This is a genomic window from Erwinia phyllosphaerae (assembly GCF_019132875.1).
GTDB classification, from domain to species: Bacteria; Pseudomonadota; Gammaproteobacteria; order Enterobacterales; family Enterobacteriaceae; genus Erwinia; species Erwinia phyllosphaerae.
This window is the reverse complement of record NZ_JAHSPF010000002.1, coordinates 392,633-412,308: the sequence shown is the minus strand read 5'-3', so window position 1 is coordinate 412,308 and position 19,676 is coordinate 392,633. Positions and strand designations below refer to the sequence as shown.

Below are 19,676 nucleotides of genomic sequence, written 5' to 3'. Positions count from 1 at the left end.
GCATTCCTGTTGCAGTTCTGTTAAGGGCGCGTGATACCTTAAAAGGGTATTACGCGCCCTTTCTTTTTGTTACCACTTTAATTAATAATAATTTTACCCCCCTGCCCCAACCCCTTAAAATATGCCTACCAGATAACCTGAGGTAGTAATGAACGATAATAAAATGACTCCGGTCGAACTGCGTGCGACATGGGGTTTGGGAACGGTATTCTCCCTGCGTATGCTGGGAATGTTTATGGTTCTTCCCGTCCTGACCACGTATGGCATGGCGTTACAGGGAGCAAGTGAGGCACTGATTGGGCTCGCCATCGGCATCTACGGTTTAGCGCAGGCCGTATTTCAAATTCCCTTTGGTCTGCTGTCCGACAGAATTGGCCGCAAACCGCTGATCGTTGGCGGATTACTGATCTTCGTTTTAGGCAGCGTAATTGCCGCCATCACCACGTCTATTTGGGGCGTGATCCTGGGTCGTGCCTTGCAGGGTTCCGGCGCGATTGCGGCGGCAGTAATGGCGCTGCTTTCTGACCTGACGCGCGAGCAGAACCGCACCAAGGCGATGGCCTTTATCGGCATCAGCTTTGGGATTACCTTCGCTATCGCCATGGTACTTGGGCCTGTGATTACGCACGCGCTTGGCTTACATGCGCTGTTCTGGCTCATCGCCCTGCTGGCGAGCAGCGGTATTGTCATTACGCTGCTGGTGGTGCCTTCCGCTTCAAACCACACGCTCAACCGTGAATCGGGCATTGTGAAAGGCAGTTTCCGTGCGGTACTGGCCAACACTCGCCTGGTGAAGCTTAACTTTGGCATTATGTGCCTGCACATTTTGCTGATGTCGAGTTTTGTGGCGCTGCCTGGCGAATTTGAGCAGGCGGGCTTTCCTGCCGAGCAGCACTGGAAAATCTATTTGATTACCATGCTGATCGCTTTCTGCGGCGTGATCCCTTTTATTATCTATGCCGAAGTGAAGCGTCAGATGAAGCGGGTTTTCGTTGCCTGCGTGGCGATTATTTTAATTGCCGAAATTATCCTGTGGGGCGCGGGTAACCACTTCTGGACGCTGGTTGTTGGCGTACAGCTGTTCTTTGTTGGCTTTAACCTGATGGAAGCGATTCTGCCTTCGCTGATCAGCAAAGAATCGCCGCCGGGCTATAAAGGCACCGCGATGGGCGTCTACTCCACCAGCCAGTTTATTGGCGTAGCGGTAGGCGGCAGCCTGGGTGGCTGGCTGTATGGCCATTTTGACGCCTCGACGGTCTTTGTCGTGGGTGCGATCATTGCGGCCGTCTGGCTGCTGGTCAGCTGCACTATGCAGGAGCCGCCTTACGTCAGCAGCCTGCGTATCGTGCTGCGCGATGAGAACGTTGATGCCGCCCTGCTGGAGAAACGCCTGAAGGCGCAGCCGGGCGTGGCCGCCGTCTTTATCGTGCCGGAAGAGCGTAGCGCCTATGTGAAAATTGACAGCAAGGTGACTAACCGTCCGGAGCTGGAAGCGCTGGTCGGCAGTTGCTAATGTTGTTCACTGGTTAAGTTTGTCAGCAATCTGGAAGGGGGTTTACGGCCCCCTCTCCCCTCCCCTTCCCTCGGCTATTTTTGACCTGAGTCATCTCGCGACCAGATACCTTTGCTAAATGATAATGATTATCTTTTAATAAGCTCCGTTTTCCGCTCACATGGACGAGGCTTATGCAGATTAATTTATCCCCCTGGTTCGCGCAGCCTGGCGCGCAGGCTTTTACCGAGCGCCGCGCCGCCATGCCCTGGCGCAATACGGTTCCGCTACCTGCGGATGCAGTGCAACCTGCCTGGCACCAGCTGCTGTTAAATCCCGCTCCGCCGCGCAAGCGGTTGGTTTATCTTCACATTCCCTTTTGCGCCACTCGCTGTACCTTCTGCGGTTTTTATCAGCATAAGTTTCAGCCGGATGAGGCGGACAGGTACGTTAACGCTCTTCTGCGCGAAATCGAGATGGAAGCCGACAGCCCGCTATATCAGTCCGCGCCCGTTCACGCCGTTTATTTTGGCGGCGGCACGCCGACGGCGCTGTCGGCAGCCGGGCTATATCGCCTTATCAGCCTGCTGAAAGCGCGCCTGCCTTTGGCACCAGATTGTGAAATCACGATTGAGGGCCGCACCCTGAATGTTGACGATGCGCGCATTGATGCCTGCCTGGATGCAGGCGCTAACCGTTTCTCCATCGGTATCCAGACTTTCGACAGCCGCATTCGTCAGCGTATGGGCCGTACCGCCGATCGCCAGCAGTCGATCGCTTTTCTTAAAAAGCTGTGCCGGCGCGATCGTGCCGCCGTGGTTTGCGACCTGATCTTTGGTTTACCCGGACAAACGGCCAGCCTCTGGCGGCAGGATCTGGCTACGATACGGGATATTGGCCTGGACGGCGTAGACCTGTATGCCTTAAACCTTTTACCCACTACGCCGCTGGCAAAGGCGGCAGATAATGAGCGGGTAATGCTGCCGGATGTGGCTGCGCGTCACGCATTTTATTTACAGGGCGCAGGGCTGCTGGAGGAATATGGCTGGCGGCAGCTCAGCAACAGCCATTGGGCAGGAACTACCCGCGAGCGCAATCTTTATAACTTACTGATCAAGCAAGGTGCGGACTGCCTGGCGTCAGGCTGCGGGGCTGGCGGCAGCGTCAACGGACAGGCTTATATGATCGAGCGCAAGCTGGACAGCTATTATCAGGCGCTGGCCCGCGGCCACAAGCCTGTCAGTATGATGACGCAAGCGGCAGGAGGAACGCATCAGTGGCGTCACCAGCTACAGGCCGGTATTGAAACAGGAAGGGTCGATCTGAAATTATTGACCGCACGCGCCGCGCTGTTGCAGCCGTTAGTCGATCAGTGGCATCACTCTGGCCTGCTGACCACAAACGATCTCTGTTTGCGCTTTACCGGCAGCGGCCGCTTCTGGGCCAACAATATTATGCAGTGCCTGACGGAGATTTTACTGCGTCTCTCTACCGTCAGCGGCGAAGGGAGTGAGCACGGCTGATGGGTGCCAGCCTGCTCTGTTGCGCAGGCTGGTAGCTGGCTTAAAGGTCAGAGCATCCGGCTCGCCAGCATTGACCGTGTTAATCGCGGAAGTTTTTAAACTGGAAAGGCTGTCCCAGATTGCCGCCGCGAATCAGCGCCATAGCGCCCTGCAGATCATCGCGAGATTTGCCGGTTACGCGCACTTCCTCACCCTGAATCTGCGACTGCACTTTCAGCTTGCTGTCTTTAATCAGCTTAACGACTTTCTTCGCGACATCAGCCGGAATGCCTTTTTTCAGTTTGGCTTCCACGCTCCAGCTTTTTCCGCTGTGCTCAATGTCTTCCGGCACATCCAGCGCGCCGTTCTCAATGCCGCGCTTGAGCAGCTTTTCGCGCAGGATATCAACCAGCTGTTTTACCTGGAAATCTGACTCGCTCAGCACCTTGATAGATTCGTTTTTCTCGTTCAGCTCGTAGCTGGCCGTGACGTTACGAAAATCGAAACGGGTAGAGAGTTCACGGTTAGCGTTTTCTACGGCGTTGCGCACTTCCTGAAGGTCGACCTCTGAAACGATATCGAAAGATGGCATGATTTATTCTCCTGATTCTGTTGTGACAGGCATAATACCTGGTTAGCAACAGTAAAAAAACCATCGGCATGGAAAGCTATAATAAGAATAGCTCTGCTGGCGCGGCCCGATGGCCGGCAGAATCAACACAACCCGCGCGCGGGGAGGATGAATGAAAATTACCGTATTGGGATGCGGCGCTTTAGGACAGATTTGGCTGGCTGCGCTGGAAGCTCAGGGCAATGAGGTTCAGGGCTGGCTGCGCGTGCCGCAGCCCTGGTGTTCGGTGAACGTCGTCAACCTTGACGGCACCATCACCAACAAAACCTTCATTGCTAACGATCCCTCGTTTTTAGCGCAAAGCGATCTGCTGCTGGTGACGCTAAAGGCCTGGCAGGTTTCCGAGGCGGTCAAAAATTTGCAGTTTATTCTGCGCCAGGACTGTCCGATTCTGCTGCTGCACAACGGTATGGGCACGCTTGATGAGCTAAAGTCGCTTACGCAGCCCCTGTTGCGCGGTATTACCACCCATGCGGCGAAGCGCGACGGCACGGTTATCGTTCACGTCGCGTCCGGTATTACCCATATTGGCCCAACCTCTGCCGATAGCGCGCTGCTGAGCGATCTGGCAGAAATGTTACAGCAGGCGCTGCCGGATGTGGCCTGGCACAATAACGTTGCCTCGGCCGCCTGGCAAAAGCTGGCGGTCAACTGCGTGATCAATCCGCTCACCGTGCAGTACGACTGTACCAACGGCGAGCTGCTCAACCATCCGCAGGAAATTGCCGTACTCTGTGACGAAGTGGCGATGGTGATGGAACGTGAAGGCCAGCATACCTCGCGCGACGGGCTGTTGGCTTACGTGAAGGATATTATTACCGCCACGTCCGCCAATACCTCTTCCATGCTGCAGGATATCCGCGCGCAGCGGCGCACGGAGATAGACTATATTACCGGTTACGTTATTCGTCGTGCACGGGCGCAAGGGTTGTCCACGCCGGAGAACAGCCGACTTTATGAAATGATTAAGCGTAAGGAACAAGATTATGAGCGCGAACGTATCGGTGCTGGTTTGCCTGGCACCTGGCAGTGAAGAAACCGAAGCCGTCACGACTATCGACCTGCTGGCGCGCGCGGGCTTTACGGTAACCACCGCCAGCGTGATGGATGACGGCAGCAAAGAGATAGTCTGTTCGCGCGGCGTGCGGCTGCTGGCGGATGCCACGCTGGTAGAGGTTGCCGATAACGATTTTGCCGCTATCGTACTGCCTGGCGGCCTGAAAGGCGCAGAGGCTTTTCGCGACAGCCCGCTGCTGGTAGAAACCGTGCGCCAGTTTCATCTGTCCGGGCGCATCGTTGCCGCCATTTGCGCGGCCCCCGGCACGGTACTGATCCCGCATAACCTTTTCCCCGTCGGCAATATGACCGGCTTCCCCGGCCTGAAGGAGACCATCCCGGAAAGTCAGTGGATGGATAAGCGCGTGGTATGGGATCGGCGCGTAAACCTGTTAACCAGCCAGGCGCCAGGTACCTCAATCGACTTTGCCTTAAAGCTTATTGACCTGCTGGCCGGGAAAGAAAAAGCATACGAAGTCGCCCGGCAGCTGGTGCTGGCTGCCGGTATTTTCGATTACCGGGAATGGGTGGAATAGCAGCGCACTGACCTGACAAAAAAGAAAAGGCGCTGAAGTCAGCGCCTTACTTAAAACAGTCCAGATTTAAGGACGATAAACCTTCACGTTTTTAAAGCCCTGCTCGTGAAGATAGAGCGCCTGCAAACGGCTCATCACGCCACGGTCGCAGTAAAGCAACCAGGTTTTGCTTTGATCGAGATCGCCGAACTGCGTGCTGAGCTTGTAGAACGGCATGCCTTTAACGTCTACGCCTTCCAGCTCCAGCGGGCTGTTGTCCTGCTCGTCCGGCGAGCGGATATCCAGCACCACGTCGTTATCGCTAAAGGAAACCACGGTTTCGATTTCTACCACTTCCTGCTCGGTTTCTTCTGCAATCTGGCGAATATCCACGTTGGTGGCTTCTTCAATCACCTTATCCAGAATGGCGAAATCAAAGTTTTGCTCTTCCGCTTCGATTCTGGCCTTCACCGCTTTTACCGTCGGACTTTTCGAAATCACGCCGCAGTATTCCGGCATGGTACGGGCAAAGTCTTCCGTGCCGATATGGCGCGCCAGCTTGATAATGTGCTCTTTATCATGCGAAATCAGCGGGCGCAGGATCAGCGTATCGGAAGCGTTGTCGATTAACCGCAGATTGGTCAGCGTCTGGCTGGATACCTGCCCGAGCGCTTCGCCCGTAACCAGTGCCTGCACGCCGTAACGTTCCGCAATGGTGGACGCCGCGCGTACCATCATACGCTTCAGCACCACGCCCATCTGCCCATCGTCCACTTTCTCCAGAATCTCGCCGACTACCGGTTCAAAGTTGATGGCGACAAAGCGCACCTTGTGCGAGCGGCCAAAACGGTTCCACAGATAGTGCGCCACCTGACGAACGCCGATTTCATGCGCCGCGCCGCCAAGGTTAAAGAAGCAGTAGTGTACGCGGCAGCCGCGGCGCATCAGCATATAGCTGGAAACGCCGGAGTCAAAACCACCGGAAATCAGCGACAGCACGTCTTCCTGGCTGCCAATCGGGAAACCGCCGATACCTTCATAACGTCCGGTGATCAGCAGCAGGCGATCGTCTTCAATCTCTATATTAACGGTCACCTGCGGATGGTTCAGCTTCACCTGGGCGCTGGCAACGTGCTGGTTCAGGCCGCCGCCCACGTAGCGCTCCACGTCCTGCGAACTGAACTCGTGTTTGCCGCGGCGTTTTACGCGTACGGAAAAGGTTTTGCCTTCGATACGCTCGCGGTTCATCGCCAGCGTCTGCTCAAAGATGTTGTGCATATCGGTATAAGCGCGCTCTTCAACTTCCAGAACGTGATGAATACCAGGGATGCGCGTCAGCTCATCGATAATATAGTGGCGGTGGCTTTCGTTTTTAGAACGGACTTCGATATGGTCCCAGTGGCGCACCACGGCCAGCGTATCGTCGCACTGTTTCAGCACGTTACGAATGTTCGTGGTCAGCATTTTAATAAAACGCAAACGCACGGACTGGCTCTTAATGGTGATTTCCGGGAATAATTTAATAATAAACTTCATGGTGGCGCGGGCTCAACGGGCAATTAGTGCTGAAATGCAGGGCACTTAGCTGGTAAAATCAGAGGATTGCAAAGCGGTTTGTCCCCTTTGCATCCGGGGGAAGCGATTGTATCACATCTGACCGACGACTGCTTCTTCTCCTGCTGTCAGAATCATTATTTTGCTAATCAATTTGAGTCGGCTACCATGAGTGACCTGACAGTAAAAAACATCACCGAGCTAAACGTTATTATGCCAAAAAAAGCCGAACAGCCCGCCAGTTTTGAAACCTCGCTTGCTCAGCTGGAGCAGATTGTTTCACGTCTTGAAAGCGGCGACCTGCCGCTGGAAGAGGCGCTGAATGAATTTGAACGCGGCGTACAGCTGGCACGTACGGGCCAGCAGAAACTGCAGCAGGCAGAGCAGCGTGTACAAATCCTGCTTAACGACGATAAAAATGGCGATTTACAGCCTTTCACGCCGGAAAACGACTGATGGATTTTAGCGCTCTTCTTAACGCGCACCACGCGCGCGTGAATCAGGCATTACAGCGTTTTATCAGCAACCTGCCTTTTCAGAAATCGCCTCTGGTTAACGCCATAGAATATGGTGCATTATTAGGCGGCAAGCGCCTGCGGCCATTTCTGGTTTATGCGACCGGCAACATGCTGCATGCGGATGACAGCGCGCTTGACGCGCCCGCCGCGGCGGTCGAATGCATTCACGCTTACTCGTTGATTCACGACGATTTGCCCGCGATGGATGATGATAATTTGCGGCGTGGGCAGCCGACCTGCCACATCAAATTTGGCGAAGATACGGCTATTTTAGCCGGTGATGCACTACAAACGCTCGCCTTCACTATACTTGCCGATACACCGATGGCAGGCGTAACGGCAGAAAACCGTATTGCGATGCTTTCCGAACTGGCGCAGGCCAGCGGCGTGGCCGGCATGTGCGGCGGCCAGGCGCTTGATTTAGCCGCGGAAGGCCGCCAGGTTAACCTGAACGAGCTTGAGCAGATCCACCGTTATAAGACCGGCGCGTTAATTCGCTCCGCCGTTCGCCTGGGCGCGTTGACCGCAGGTGAGCGAGGCCGTAGCGCCTTACCTCTCCTTGACCGCTATGCCGAAGCTATCGGCCTGGCGTTTCAGGTGCAGGACGATATTCTGGATGTGGTGGGCGATACCGCCATCATCGGCAAACGGCAGGGAGCCGATCAGCAGCTTGGAAAAAGTACCTACCCGGCCTTGATGGGACTCGAAAGTGCACGGGAAAAGGCGTGGGCCCTCTGTCAGGAGTCGTTCAGCGCACTGGAAATACTTGCCGCGCAAGGCTTTGACACAACATCACTACAAGCGCTTGCAAGTTACATAATTGAACGCAATAAATAACTTCCACAATGAGTCTCTGATGAGTTTTGATACTGCAAAATATCCGACGCTGGCGCAGGCCGCGACGGTACAAGAATTACGTTCGCTTCCTAAAGAGAGCCTGCCAAAACTCTGTGACGAGCTACGACAGTATTTACTCGACAGCGTAAGCCGCTCCAGCGGACATTTTGCCTCTGGCCTGGGCGTCGTGGAACTGACGGTCGCGCTGCACTACGTCTATAACACCCCTTTTGATCATCTCATCTGGGACGTGGGCCATCAGGCCTATCCGCACAAGATCCTGACCGGCCGCCGCGATCGCATCGGCACCATCCGGCAAAAAAATGGCCTGCACCCTTTCCCGTGGCGCGATGAGAGCGAATACGACGTGCTGAACGTCGGTCACTCCAGCACCTCGATTAGCGCCGGTGTGGGCATGGCCGTTGCCGCAGAAAAAGAAGGTAAAGGCCGCCGTACCGCCTGCGTAATCGGCGACGGCGCGATTACGGCGGGCATGGCGTTCGAAGCCATGAACCATGCAGGCGATATCAAATCCGATCTGCTGGTGGTGCTGAACGACAATGAAATGTCGATTTCAGAAAACGTGGGCGCGCTGAACAACCGCCTGGCGCAAATTCTTTCCGGTAAAACCTATTCGCGCCTGCGTGAAAGCGGCAAAAAAGTGCTGACCGGCCTGCCGCCGATCAAAGAGCTGGTTAAACGTACCGAAGAACATCTGAAAGGCATGGTTGTGCCCGGCACGCTGTTTGAAGAGCTGGGCTTTAACTATATCGGCCCGGTTGACGGTCACGACGTGCTGACGCTGGTGCAGACGCTGAAAAACATGCGCAGCCTGAAAGGCCCGCAGTTTCTGCATATTATGACCAAAAAAGGCAAAGGCTACGCCCCGGCAGAAAAAGATCCGATCAGCTGGCACGCCGTGCCCAAGTTCGATCCTGCCAGCGGTCTGCTGCCAAAAGCCGCTGAAGGCCTGCCGAGCTACTCCAAAATCTTTGGCGAATGGCTGAGCGAAACCGCCGCGGATGACCACAAGCTGATGGCCGTTACGCCAGCGATGCGCGAAGGCTCCGGCATGGTCAGCTTCTCTCGCGATTATCCGGCGCAGTATTTTGACGTGGCAATTGCCGAACAGCATGCGGTTACCTTTGCTGCCGGACTGGCGATTGGTGGCTACAAGCCTGTGGTGGCTATCTACTCAACGTTTTTACAGCGTGCCTACGATCAGCTGATCCACGATGTAGCGATTCAGAAACTGCCGGTGCTCTTTGCTATCGACCGTGGCGGCATCGTCGGCGCGGATGGCCAGACGCATCAGGGCGCTTTTGATATCTCCTTCCTGCGCTGCATTCCTGGCATGGTGATCATGACGCCAAGCGATGAAAACGAATGCCGCCAGATGCTTTATACCGGCTACCACTACAACGATGGCCCAAGCGCGGTGCGCTATCCGCGCGGTACCGGCACCGGCGCGGCACGTGAGCCGCTGCGCTCGCTGCCGCTGGGTAAAGGCGTGGTGAAGCGCGAAGGCGAAAAGCTGGCGATCCTCAATTTTGGTACGCTGCTGCCGGAAGCGGCCGCCGTGGCCGACTCGCTGAACGCTACGCTGGTCGATATGCGTTTTGTGAAGCCGCTGGATGAAGCGCTGGTGATCGAGCTGGCTGCCAGCCACGAAGCGCTGATTACGCTGGAAGAAGGCGCTATCAAAGGCGGCGCGGGTAGCGGCGTCATCGAGCTGCTGATGGCAAAACGCGTGCTGGTGCCGGTATTGAATATCGGTCTGCCGGACGAGTTTATCCCGCAAGGCACCCAGGAAGAGATTCGCCACGATTATCAACTTGATGCCGAAGGTATCGAACAGCAAATTTCCCGCTGGCTCGCGCTGTAACACCGCATTTTGCTCCCCGTCCGGGGAGCATATACCTGCTATGCTCAGACTCTTATGTCCTCATCTTTGGCAGGAGCACCAATGAAAAAAATTCAGTTAGGCACCACAGACCTGACCGTTTCCCGTTTATGCCTGGGCTGCATGACCTACGGCGAGCCAGACCGTGGCCGCCACGCCTGGACGCTGCCGGAAGAAAGCAGCCGTCCGCTAATCAGGCAGGCGCTGGAAGCGGGCATTAACTTCTTCGATACGGCTAATAGCTACTCCGATGGCAGCAGCGAAGAAATTGTTGGCCGTGCCCTGAAAGAGTACGCGCGCCGCGATGAGATTGTGGTGGCGACTAAAGTCTATTTCCCGATGAGTAATCTTTCCGGCGGTCTGTCCCGCGCTAACATCATGCAGTCCATTGACGACAGCCTGACCCGCTTGGGTATGGATCACGTTGACCTGTTGCAGATCCACCGCTGGGACTACAACACGCCGCTGGAAGAGACGCTGGAAGCGCTGCACGACGTGGTGAAATCCGGCAAGGCGCGCTATATCGGCGCGTCTTCCATGTATGCCTGGCAGTTTGCCAAAGCGCTTTATACGGCGGATCGTCATGGCTGGACAAGGTTTGTCAGCATGCAGGATCAGTACAACCTGATCCAGCGCGAAGAAGAACGCGAAATGTATCCGCTTTGCCGGGCGGAAAACATTGCGGTACTGCCGTGGAGCCCGCTGGCGCGTGGCCGTCTGACTCGTCCGTGGGGCGAAGCGACCGCGCGTACCGCTTCCGACGAGTATGGCAGCACCCTGTATGAAAAAACCGAAGAAAACGACGGCGCTATTGCGCAGCGCGTGGCGGCCATTGCCGAAGCAAGGGGCGTAAGCCGTGCACAGATAGCGCTGGCCTGGCTGCTGGCGAAACCGACGGTTACGGCACCGATTATCGGCGCGTCGCGTGCGGAACAGCTGGCTGATTTGGTCAGGGCGGTTGATATCGAGCTGACGCAGGAAGAGATTGCCGATCTGGAAAGCCTTTACCAGCCGCACAGCGTGGTGGGTTTTGACTAGGCCGACCTGAAGCAGATGAAGCGCGTCGCGATATAGCTATCGCGGCGCGAGCTGGCAGGGAAGCCGCCTTTTGCCTTTATGGCTGGCCTCCCTTCCTCACGCCGGTGCCTGTAAACTACAGCGCCAGATGGTGTCCGGCGTAATAGAGAATACCTGCCGAGATAATCCCGGCGATGATATCGTCTACCATAATGCCCATGCCGCCGTGCACGTTGCGGTCGAACCAGCGGATTGGCCAGGGTTTCCACATATCCAGAATACGGAAGATCACAAATCCCGCCAGTACCCATTGCCAGCTGATAACCGGGATCGCCATCAGCGTGATCCACATACCGATAAACTCATCCCAGACAATGCTGCCGTGATCGTGTACGCCCATATCCTTTGCGGTACGATGGCAAAGATAAACGCCAATGCAGATACCAAACATTACCAGCAGCGAATAGATATCCTGCGGCAGAAAAGACATCAGGTACCAGAAAGGGATAGCCGCCAGCGATCCCATCGTGCCCGGCACCACCGGGCTGAGACCGCTGCCGAAGCCGGTCGCCAGCAGATGCCAGGGGTTGCTCATTTTCAGGCGGGCTTTCGCCGTATGCTTATCCAAAATGGTCAAATCCTTTCAGGTCGAACGCCACGGGTTTGCCTTCCTGCATCATCACCAGGCCTTCCGCCTGTGGCCCAAGCTGGCCAATGCAGGTAAAAGGAACGCCATAATGCCCCAGCGCCACGTCAAGCGCACCGCGGTTGAGTTCCGGCACGGTAAAGCAGAGTTCGTAATCTTCGCCGCCGCTTAACGCCCAGCGAAGAGCCTGCTGCCGTTCAAAGTGGCTTTTCATCGTTACTGATAGCGGCAGCGCGTCCAGATTGAGTCGTGCGCCACAACCGCTGGCCTTGAGAATATGGCCCAGATCCGAAATCAGCCCGTCGGAGATGTCGATAGCGGCGCTGGCCAAATCGCGTAGTGCCTGGCCCTGCAAAATGCGCGGCATCGGCCGTAAATGGCGCTTGATCAGCGCTTCATGGGCGGCCGGATCGCTGATTTTAATCTTGTGCTGCAACAGCGCCAGGCCCGCCGCGCTATCGCCCAGCGTGCCGGTTACGTAGATCCAGTCGCCCGGTCGCGCGCCCGAACGCTTCAGCGCCCTGCCAGCGGGTACCAGGCCGTGAATACTCAGCGTCATGCTCAGCGGGCCACGCGTGGTGTCACCGCCGATCAGCTGCATATTGTAGTAGTCCAGCAGCTCAAACAGGCTGTCGCTGAACTCTTTCAGCCAGGCTTCGTTGACCTCAGGCAGCGTTAACGCCAGCGTCAGCCACGCCGGATCGGCACCCATGGCGGCGAGGTCGCTGAGGTTGACTGCCAGCGCTTTGTAGCCCAGGTCGGCCGGGTGGATATCACGCAGAAAATGGACGCCCGCCACCAGCGTGTCGGTACTGATCGCCAGCGTTTGTTTCTCTGGCAGGTTCAGGAGTGCGCAGTCATCGCCGATGCCTTTTTCCACATCGCGACGAGAGCTTGTTACGCGATCAAAATAGCGCGTGATAAGTTCGAATTCGCCACATGCCATAATGCGTTCCAGCAGAAAAAAAAGAAGGCCGGATAAAACCGGCCTGGGAGGATTACTTCTTGTTAGGGCGGATATGCGGTGCGGCTTTATCCAGCACGCCGTTAACGAATTTATGGCTGTCTTCAGCACCAAAGACTTTCGCCAGCTCAATGCCTTCGTTAATCGCCACTTTATAGGGAACGTCGGAGCGCTTGCTCAGCTCGTACAGCGAAATACGTAGAATCGCTTTCTCCACCTGGCCCAGCTCTTCCAGCTGGCGGGAAAGATACGGCTTCATCAGGCCGTCAAGGTACGCGCTGTTGGTCGCAACGCCGCCCAGCAGCTCGCGGAAATAGCTGATATCAACGTCTTTGACGTCTTGCTCCGCCAGAAACTGGTATTCGACATCGGAGATGTCATTTTTGGACAACTGCCAGGAGTAAAGCGCCTGGACAGCACATTCACGGGCGCGGCGACGAGCAGCAGGTTTCACAAAATTCCCCTTAAAATCAGGCTTTAATGGCTTTCAATACGTTAATCATTTCGAGTGCGGTCAGGGCAGCTTCAGCCCCTTTATTACCCGCTTTGGTTCCGGCGCGCTCGATGGCCTGCTCAATGTTTTCCGTGGTCAGGACGCCAAAGGCAACCGGAATATCGCTGTTCATGGCGACGCTGGCCAGGCCAGAGCTGGCCTCACCCGCTACATATTCGAAGTGGGCAGTACCGCCACGGATCACGGTGCCCAGCGCGACAACCGCGTCATGCTTGCCGGCGTTAGCCAGCGCGCGCGCGGTCATTGGCATTTCATAAGCGCCCGGAACCCAGATAACGGTGATGTTTTCATCTTTTACCTGGCCAATACGCTTCAGCGCATCCAGGGCACCGCTCAACAGGCTGTCGTTGATAAAGTTGTTGAAACGCGCAATAACAATGGCCACGCGCGCATCAGGAGTAGCAACAGCAGCTTCAATAACGTTCATAATCTTCCTTTCAGGGTTTGTTATAGCCCCGCAGGGGGGCGGATTCTATCACACTCTTTAGCACTCTGCTTCCGCTTTCTACAGAGCCTTATCGTGGCGTCAGCGTCAGGCGTAAATCTGGCCCAACCTGACGAATATCGCTGAATGTAAACGCTGGCGCTTCAGCAAGTTGTGCTAAAGCGGGCAGATGGCACAAACCGCGTGCCGCATCGCCCAGTAATTTTGGGGCCAGATAAATAATCAGCTCGTCGACTACGCCAGCGGCCAGCAGCGCGCCGGCCAGCTGTGCGCCCGCTTCTACCCAGACGTTATTAATCTGGCGGCGTCCCAGCAGCATCAGTAAAGAGACCAAATCTGTCTGCCCGTTGAGACGCGGCACCGGGAGCTGCGTAACGTTTGCTGGCCACTCTCTTTCATCAGGCTGCTGGCGCGCCAGCCAGGTTTCACCAGGCTGGATAATCAGACGATGCTGTGGCGTGACGCGGTTATCGCTGTCAATCACCACCCTTATCGGCTGCCGCAGATCCTGTTGCGCGTAATCGGTCTGAATATCGCTGTTCAGCTCATCCCAACGCACGGTCAGGGAAGGATTGTCCGCCAGTACGGTGGCGCTGGTGCTCAGGATAGCGGAGCTTTGCGCCCGCAGACGCTGCACGTCGCGTCGTGCTTCGGGTGAAGTAATCCACTGGCTTTCGCCACTGGCCATCGCGGTGCGGCCATCCAGCGAGGCACCCAGCTTGAGCTGTACCCAGGGAAAACCGGTGCGCATGCGCTTAAGAAAGCCGCGATTGAGCGCCTCCGCTTCCTGCATCATCAGCCCGTGACTAACTTCAATGCCGGCCTGCTGCAAACGATACAGCCCGCGCCCTGCCACTTCCGGATTGGGATCCTGCATGGCGGCGACTACGCGGGTAACGCCAGCGGCAATCAGCGCGTCGCAGCAAGGCGGCGTGCGTCCGTGATGGCTACAGGGTTCCAGCGTAACATAAGCCGTTGCCCCACGAGCTTTTTCGCCCGCCATCCGCAGCGCATGCACTTCGGCATGCGGTTCGCCCGCGCGAAAGTGATAGCCTTCGCCCACCACCTCGCCGTCCCGGACAATGACGCAGCCTACGTTGGGATTGGGTGTGGTAGTAAAGCGCCCGCGCCTGGCCAGTTCCAGCGCCCGCGCCATATAGAGTTCATCCATGCCTTAATCCTGTAGCCGGGCGATTTCTTCGCCGAATTCGCGGATATCTTCAAAGCTGCGGTACACCGAGGCAAAGCGGATGTAGGCCACCTTATCCAGCTTCTTAAGCTCATCCATCACCAGATTGCCGATCATTTTGCTGGGCACCTCGCGCTCGCCGGTAGAGCGCAGTTTGCTTTTGATATGGCTGACGGCGTTTTCCACGTCGTCGGCGCTAACCGGCCGTTTCTCCAGCGCTTTCATAATGCCGCTGCACAGCTTGTCTTCGTTAAACGGCTCGCGGATATCATTGCTCTTCACCACGCGCGGCATCACCAGTTCGGCAACCTCAAAAGTGGTAAAGCGCTCATGGCATACCAGACACTGACGACGACGGCGCACCGAGGTTCCTTCCCCCACCAGGCGAGAATCGATGACTTTGGTATCCACAGCAGAACAGAACGGGCAATGCATGATAATTCCTGGATCCTGGAAAATTGTCCACAGTGTAGCGCGAAGTGGCGATCAACAAAATATTAGCCCGGTCTTTTGCTGTTCTTTCTGAACCGGGAGAGCTTTTCAGACAGCGGCGCGGCGCTGAAGCCGGAAGGATTTGTTAAACCCGCTATAATAACCAAACGCAACAGCGTTATTTTTTTTAAAACAAGGACTAGCCGGAGGATATATGGGTTTATTTAACTTTGTAAAAGAAGCTGGCGAGAAATTATGGGATTCAGTGAGCGGCGCGGGTGAAGACCAAAGCGCGAAGCTGAAAGAGTATATCCACAAGCTGGGCCTGCCGGGCAGCGATAAGGTTGACGTCAAGGTAGATGGCGATAAAGCCAGCATCAGCGGCGACAGCATTTCGCAAGAGCTGAAAGAAAAGATCCTGGTGGCCGCAGGTAACGTAGCCGGTATCACCCACGTTGAAGATAACGTCAAGGTTGACCAGGCAGCGCCAGAAGCTAAATTCTACACCGTGAAAAAAGGCGATACGCTGAGCGCGATTTCTAAAGAAGTGTATGGCGATCCAAACAAGTACAACCAGATTTTTGAAGCTAACAAGCCAATGCTCTCCGATCCGAATAAAATTTATCCGGGTCAGACCTTACGTATTCCTCAGTAGGCGCACATGGCCAGATACCTTAAAAAGGCATTGCTATTGCCTCTGGTTACGCTGCTGGCAAGCTGCGTTTCGCCGCAGCAGCCGCAGATTAACAAGCTGCATAACCAGGTTGGTAAACTGAATACGGAGATGCGCCAGCTGACCCAACAGGCCACCGCGCTTACCCAGCAGAATATGCTTAACAGCAATTCTAACCAGGGCGCGTGGCTGCTGCCGAGCACCAACACGGCAGTAGAGCTTGCAAGTCAGCTGGGTAAGGTGCGCCTGTCGCTGAGCCATATCGAAAGCGAAGCTAACGGCACGCGCGCGATACTGCATATTCGCGCCGCCGCCGATAACACGCTGCCCGCTTTTACCGCGACGGTAGAATGGGGCGAGCTGGATCCGGTGACCGGCAAACCGCTACAGGCTAACAGTCAGAACCAGACCTTTAGCGTGGCTGCCTCCCTGTTGCCGCGTAGCGAGGTCACCGTCCCGCTGCGCCTGAGCAATGTGCCGCCGGAACAGCTTGGCTACGTGCGCGTTCACGATCTGGTGACGCAAACGGCGCCAGCGCCATAAAAAAAGCGCCGCATTAGCGGCGCTTTTTCATATCGACAACAGCTTAAGGCAGAATCGAAGGCTGGTCCGCGCCCTCTTTCTCCACTTTTTGCTGCAGCAGATGCTCACGCTTCATCCCCAGCTTCAGCGCCAGCGCCGATGCCACGTAGATTGACGAGATGGTACCGATGGAGACGCCAATCAGCATGGTCAGCGAGAAGCCTTCCAGCAGCGCGCCGCCAAAGATAAACAGCATCAGCACCACCACCAGCGTGGTGGCGGAAGTCATAATGGTACGGCTCAGCGTCTGCGTCAGCGAGACGTTAAATATTTCGTAAGGCGTGCCGCGACGGATCTTGCGGAAGTTCTCACGAATACGGTCCGATACCACGATGCTGTCGTTCAGCGAGTAGCCGATAACCGACATTAACGACGCGATAATGGTCAAATCAATCTCAATGTGGAACAGAGAGAGAATGCCCATAGTGATAATCACGTCGTGCGCCAGTGCCAGTACCGCGCCTAACGCCAGGCGCCACTCAAAGCGGAAGCCGACATAAACGAGAATGGCGATCAGCGCTACCAGCAGCGCCATGCCGCCGGTCTGCGCCAGATCGCTACCCACGCTCGGGCCAACAAACTCAATGCGCTTAACCGTTGCGTTCTGCTGGGTAGCCTGGTTGAGAATGCTCACCACCTTGTTACCCAGCTCCTGGCCCGCGTTCCCCTCGTGAGGGGACATACGCACCAGCACGTCACGGCTGCTGCCGAAGTTCTGCACCTGCGGATCGGTGAAACCCGCTTTCTCCAGCGCGCCGCGCAGGTTGTCCAGCTCGGCCGGTTTTTCCAGGGTAATTTCAATGACCGTACCGCCGGTGAAATCCAGTCCCCAGTTAAACCCTTTCACGCCCATGATCACAAAAGAGGCGATCAGCAGCAGGCCGGAAAGGGTAAAGGCCAGTTTATCCCAGCGCATAAAGTCATGCACTTTACGCCCGTAGTTTAGTTGTTCAACGCTATAGTCCTGTGCCACAACGCACTCCTCAAATAGACAGCTTGTTGATGCGTTTACCGCCGTACAGCAGGTTGACGATGGCGCGAGTACCGACAATAGCGGTAAACATAGACGTCACCACACCAATTGCCGTGGTGATAGCAAAGCCTTTGATGGACCCTGTACCAACAGCGTAAAGAATGATCGCCGTGATAAGCGTGGTCACGTTAGCATCGATGATACTGGAGAACGCGCCGCTGTAGCCCTCATGGATGGCCTGCTGAACGGAACGCCCGTTCTTCAGCTCTTCCTTGATACGCTCGTTAATCAGCACGTTAGCATCCACCGCGACCGCCAGCGTCAGGACGATACCGGCAATACCCGGCATGGTCAGCGTTGCGCCCGGCAGCAGCGACATGATGCCGACAATCAGCACCAGGTTAGCAATCAGCGCGGTAGTGGCGATCATGCCGAACTTACGGTAGTAAACCACCATAAAGACGATAGAAGCGATCAGGCCCCACAGGCAGGCTTCCAGCCCCTGAGTGATGTTCTGCGCACCCATGGTTGGACCAATGGTGCGTTCTTCCACAATCTGGATTGGCGCAATCAGCGCACCGGCACGCAGCAGCAGCGACAGCTGACGCGCTTCGTTCGGGTTGCTGATGCCGGTGATACGGAAGCTGTTACCCAGTCGGGACTGGATATTCGCCACGTTAATCACCTCTTCCTGCTTCGCCAGGATGGCGCGACCGTTAGCATCTTTCTTACCGCTGTCTTTGTATTCCACAAACAGCGTTGCCATTGGTTTGCCGATATTATCCTTGGTGAAGTTGGACATGATGTTGCCGCCCGCGCTGTCCAGCGAGATGTTTACCTGTGCCTGGTTGTACTCATCCTGGCTCGACGTGGAGTCAGTGATGTGGTCACCGGTCAGGATCACGCGCTTGTACAGCGTTACCGGCTGGCCGTCACGGGTATTCTTCACTTCAGAATCGCCCGGTACGCGACCGTTGGCCGCCGCCGTTGGATCAACGGAGGTGTTAACCAGACGGAATTCCAGCGTTGCGGTTGCGCCCAGAATCTCTTTCGCCCGCGCCGTGTCCTGAATACCAGGCAGCTCGACCACGATGCGGTCAGAGCCCTGACGCTGCACCAGCGGTTCAGCCACGCCCAGCTGGTTAACACGGTTACGTAGAATAGTGATGTTCTGCTGAACAGCATATTCCCGCGCTTCACGCATGCGATCGTCAGACATCACCGCTCGCAGCATGTTGCTGCCGCTGGCGTTGATCACCAGGTCACGGTGGCGACCGGTCAGATAGCTAACGGCGGCATCACGAGACTGTTCATCGCGAAAGCGAATCTCCAGGCCGTAATTGTCCGTTTTGCGCACGTTGGTGTAGGGGATATTTTTGTCACGCAGGTCGCTTCTGAGGTTGTCGATGTTCTGTTCCTGGAGCTTGCCCAGGGCAGTGTCCATATCGACTTCCATCAGGAAGTGTACGCCGCCGCGCAGATCGAGACCGAGTTTCATCGGCTCTGCGGCCAGCATGCTCAGCCAGGTCGGCGTTGCAGGCGCAAGGTTAAGTGCCACCACGTAATCTTCGCCCAGCACTTTGCTGATAGCGTCACGGGCGCGCAGCTGCACGTCGCCGTTAGCGAAGCGCGCCATGATAGCGCCGTTTTCCAGCGCGATAGATTTGCTCTGGATATTGTCTTGTTTTAAAGCTTCCTGGATCTGATTCAGCGTCTGCTCACTGGCGGCGCTTCCGCGCGCGCCGGTGATCTGAACAGCCGGATCCTCACCATACAGGTTGGGCAGCGCATACAGCAGGCCGACGAGCAGTACGGCGACCAGCATGATGTACTTCCACAAAGGATAACGGTTTAACACGGCAGTTCCCTTAGGGAAAACAAAAAATTACAGCGCCTTCATCGTACCTTTCGGCAGAACGGCAGCCACGAAATCACGTTTGACCACAACTTCCGTTGTATCGTTCAGCGCGATAGCTACATAGCCGGTTTCCGCGACTTTGGTTACGCGTCCAACCAGGCCACCGGTGGTCAGCACTTCGTCACCTTTGGAGATTGAGTCCATCAGTTTTTTGTGTTCTTTGCTGCGCTTCTGCTGCGGGCGCAGGATCATGAAGTAGAAGATCAGACCAAAAACCACCAGCATAATCACCAGCGAATACGGGCTTCCCTGTGCTGGCGCGGCGGCTGCCACTGCGTCGGAAATGAACAAGCTCATTAATTTTCCCTCATTGTT

Annotated in this window: 21 protein-coding genes; 10 read left to right on the top strand and 11 right to left on the bottom strand. The window is 56.0% G+C overall.

Going from position 1 to position 19,676, the window contains the following annotated elements; translation table 11 throughout:
* Window positions 1–148: 148 nt before the first annotated feature.
* Together KUE00_RS05290 and hutW are read left to right on the top strand one after the other, a co-directional pair.
* Window positions 149–1,513, top strand: a complete 1,365-nt coding sequence (locus KUE00_RS05290) for an MFS transporter (protein ID WP_246758541.1) — start codon at window positions 149–151, stop codon at window positions 1,511–1,513.
* Between the two features lie 173 nt (window positions 1,514–1,686).
* A complete protein-coding gene (gene hutW, locus KUE00_RS05285) occupies window positions 1,687–3,015 on the top strand; it encodes a heme anaerobic degradation radical SAM methyltransferase ChuW/HutW (protein WP_246758540.1) in 1,329 nt (442 codons plus the stop codon).
* Between the two features lie 79 nt (window positions 3,016–3,094).
* On the opposite strand, the gene KUE00_RS05280 is transcribed toward hutW, so the two are convergent.
* Window positions 3,095–3,586 (bottom strand): YajQ family cyclic di-GMP-binding protein, encoded by a 492-nt coding sequence (locus KUE00_RS05280; RefSeq protein WP_246758539.1) that lies wholly within the window; start codon window positions 3,584–3,586, stop codon window positions 3,095–3,097.
* Window positions 3,587–3,737: 151 nt separating this feature from the next.
* Here KUE00_RS05280 and panE point away from each other — a divergent pair, with 151 nt between their 5' ends.
* Both panE and yajL read left to right on the top strand, forming a co-directional pair.
* On the top strand, window positions 3,738–4,658 hold the full coding sequence (panE, locus tag KUE00_RS05275; RefSeq protein WP_246758537.1) for a 2-dehydropantoate 2-reductase: 921 nt from the start codon (window positions 3,738–3,740) through the stop codon (window positions 4,656–4,658).
* Window positions 4,612–5,217: a protein deglycase YajL gene (yajL, locus tag KUE00_RS05270; RefSeq protein WP_246758536.1), complete on the top strand. Its 606-nt coding sequence runs from the start codon at window positions 4,612–4,614 to the stop codon at window positions 5,215–5,217. The genes panE and yajL overlap by 47 nt, the downstream gene beginning before the upstream one ends.
* 66 nt (window positions 5,218–5,283) lie before the next feature.
* On the opposite strand, the gene thiI is transcribed toward yajL, so the two are convergent.
* The gene (thiI, locus tag KUE00_RS05265) at window positions 5,284–6,732 is read right to left on the bottom strand and encodes a tRNA uracil 4-sulfurtransferase ThiI (protein ID WP_246758534.1); all 1,449 of its coding nucleotides are present in this window, start codon (window positions 6,730–6,732) and stop codon (window positions 5,284–5,286) included.
* 231 nt (window positions 6,733–6,963) lie between these two features.
* On the opposite strand from thiI, the gene xseB reads away from it, so the two are divergent.
* The 4 genes from xseB to KUE00_RS05245 all read left to right on the top strand — a co-directional run bounded on the left by xseB (window position 6,964) and on the right by KUE00_RS05245 (window position 11,046).
* Window positions 6,964–7,206: an exodeoxyribonuclease VII small subunit gene (gene xseB / locus KUE00_RS05260; RefSeq protein WP_246758682.1), complete on the top strand. Its 243-nt coding sequence runs from the start codon at window positions 6,964–6,966 to the stop codon at window positions 7,204–7,206.
* Window positions 7,206–8,105: a (2E,6E)-farnesyl diphosphate synthase gene (ispA, locus tag KUE00_RS05255; RefSeq protein ID WP_246758533.1), complete on the top strand. Its 900-nt coding sequence runs from the start codon at window positions 7,206–7,208 to the stop codon at window positions 8,103–8,105. The genes xseB and ispA overlap by 1 nt, the downstream gene beginning before the upstream one ends.
* A gap of 19 nt (window positions 8,106–8,124) precedes the next feature.
* Window positions 8,125–9,990 carry a 1-deoxy-D-xylulose-5-phosphate synthase gene (gene dxs, locus KUE00_RS05250; RefSeq protein WP_246758532.1) on the top strand — a complete coding sequence of 622 codons (1,866 nt, stop codon included), beginning with the start codon at window positions 8,125–8,127 and terminating at the stop codon, window positions 9,988–9,990.
* Between the two features lie 81 nt (window positions 9,991–10,071).
* Window positions 10,072–11,046, top strand: coding sequence for an aldo/keto reductase (locus KUE00_RS05245; protein WP_246758531.1), 975 nt, complete (start codon window positions 10,072–10,074; stop codon window positions 11,044–11,046).
* A 115-nt stretch (window positions 11,047–11,161) separates the two neighbouring features.
* Here the strand turns inward: KUE00_RS05245 and pgpA are convergent, their stop codons facing one another.
* The 6 genes from pgpA to nrdR form a co-directional block, all read right to left on the bottom strand.
* Window positions 11,162–11,662 carry a phosphatidylglycerophosphatase A gene (pgpA, locus tag KUE00_RS05240; protein ID WP_246758530.1) on the bottom strand — a complete coding sequence of 167 codons (501 nt, stop codon included), beginning with the start codon at window positions 11,660–11,662 and terminating at the stop codon, window positions 11,162–11,164.
* Entirely contained in the window at window positions 11,646–12,617 is a 972-nt protein-coding gene (gene thiL, locus KUE00_RS05235; protein WP_246758529.1) for a thiamine-phosphate kinase, read from the bottom strand. The genes pgpA and thiL overlap by 17 nt, the downstream gene beginning before the upstream one ends.
* Before the next feature lie 52 nt (window positions 12,618–12,669).
* Window positions 12,670–13,089 (bottom strand): transcription antitermination factor NusB, encoded by a 420-nt coding sequence (nusB, locus tag KUE00_RS05230; RefSeq protein ID WP_125288408.1) that lies wholly within the window; start codon window positions 13,087–13,089, stop codon window positions 12,670–12,672.
* A gap of 16 nt (window positions 13,090–13,105) precedes the next feature.
* A complete protein-coding gene (ribH, locus tag KUE00_RS05225; protein WP_246758528.1) occupies window positions 13,106–13,576 on the bottom strand; it encodes a 6,7-dimethyl-8-ribityllumazine synthase in 471 nt (156 codons plus the stop codon).
* Window positions 13,577–13,664: 88 nt separating this feature from the next.
* Window positions 13,665–14,765: a bifunctional diaminohydroxyphosphoribosylaminopyrimidine deaminase/5-amino-6-(5-phosphoribosylamino)uracil reductase RibD gene (ribD, locus tag KUE00_RS05220; protein WP_246758527.1), complete on the bottom strand. Its 1,101-nt coding sequence runs from the start codon at window positions 14,763–14,765 to the stop codon at window positions 13,665–13,667.
* A 3-nt stretch (window positions 14,766–14,768) separates the two neighbouring features.
* Window positions 14,769–15,218, bottom strand: a complete 450-nt coding sequence (nrdR, locus tag KUE00_RS05215; protein ID WP_246758526.1) for a transcriptional regulator NrdR — start codon at window positions 15,216–15,218, stop codon at window positions 14,769–14,771.
* Between the two features lie 211 nt (window positions 15,219–15,429).
* On the opposite strand from nrdR, the gene lysM reads away from it, so the two are divergent.
* Together lysM and KUE00_RS05205 are read left to right on the top strand one after the other, a co-directional pair.
* Window positions 15,430–15,870 (top strand): peptidoglycan-binding protein LysM, encoded by a 441-nt coding sequence (gene lysM, locus KUE00_RS05210; protein ID WP_246758525.1) that lies wholly within the window; start codon window positions 15,430–15,432, stop codon window positions 15,868–15,870.
* Window positions 15,871–15,876: 6 nt separating this feature from the next.
* Window positions 15,877–16,431: a SadB/YajI family lipoprotein gene (locus KUE00_RS05205; protein WP_246758524.1), complete on the top strand. Its 555-nt coding sequence runs from the start codon at window positions 15,877–15,879 to the stop codon at window positions 16,429–16,431.
* A 43-nt stretch (window positions 16,432–16,474) separates the two neighbouring features.
* Here the strand turns inward: KUE00_RS05205 and secF are convergent, their stop codons facing one another.
* From secF to yajC, 3 genes are read right to left on the bottom strand one after another with little or no spacing between them, the layout of a single operon-like run.
* Window positions 16,475–17,443, bottom strand: a complete 969-nt coding sequence (gene secF / locus KUE00_RS05200; RefSeq protein WP_246758523.1) for a protein translocase subunit SecF — start codon at window positions 17,441–17,443, stop codon at window positions 16,475–16,477.
* A 10-nt stretch (window positions 17,444–17,453) separates the two neighbouring features.
* The gene (gene secD, locus KUE00_RS05195; protein ID WP_246758522.1) at window positions 17,454–19,301 is read right to left on the bottom strand and encodes a protein translocase subunit SecD; all 1,848 of its coding nucleotides are present in this window, start codon (window positions 19,299–19,301) and stop codon (window positions 17,454–17,456) included.
* Between the two features lie 27 nt (window positions 19,302–19,328).
* Entirely contained in the window at window positions 19,329–19,658 is a 330-nt protein-coding gene (gene yajC, locus KUE00_RS05190) for a preprotein translocase subunit YajC (protein WP_246758520.1), read from the bottom strand.
* Window positions 19,659–19,676 lie beyond the last annotated feature (18 nt).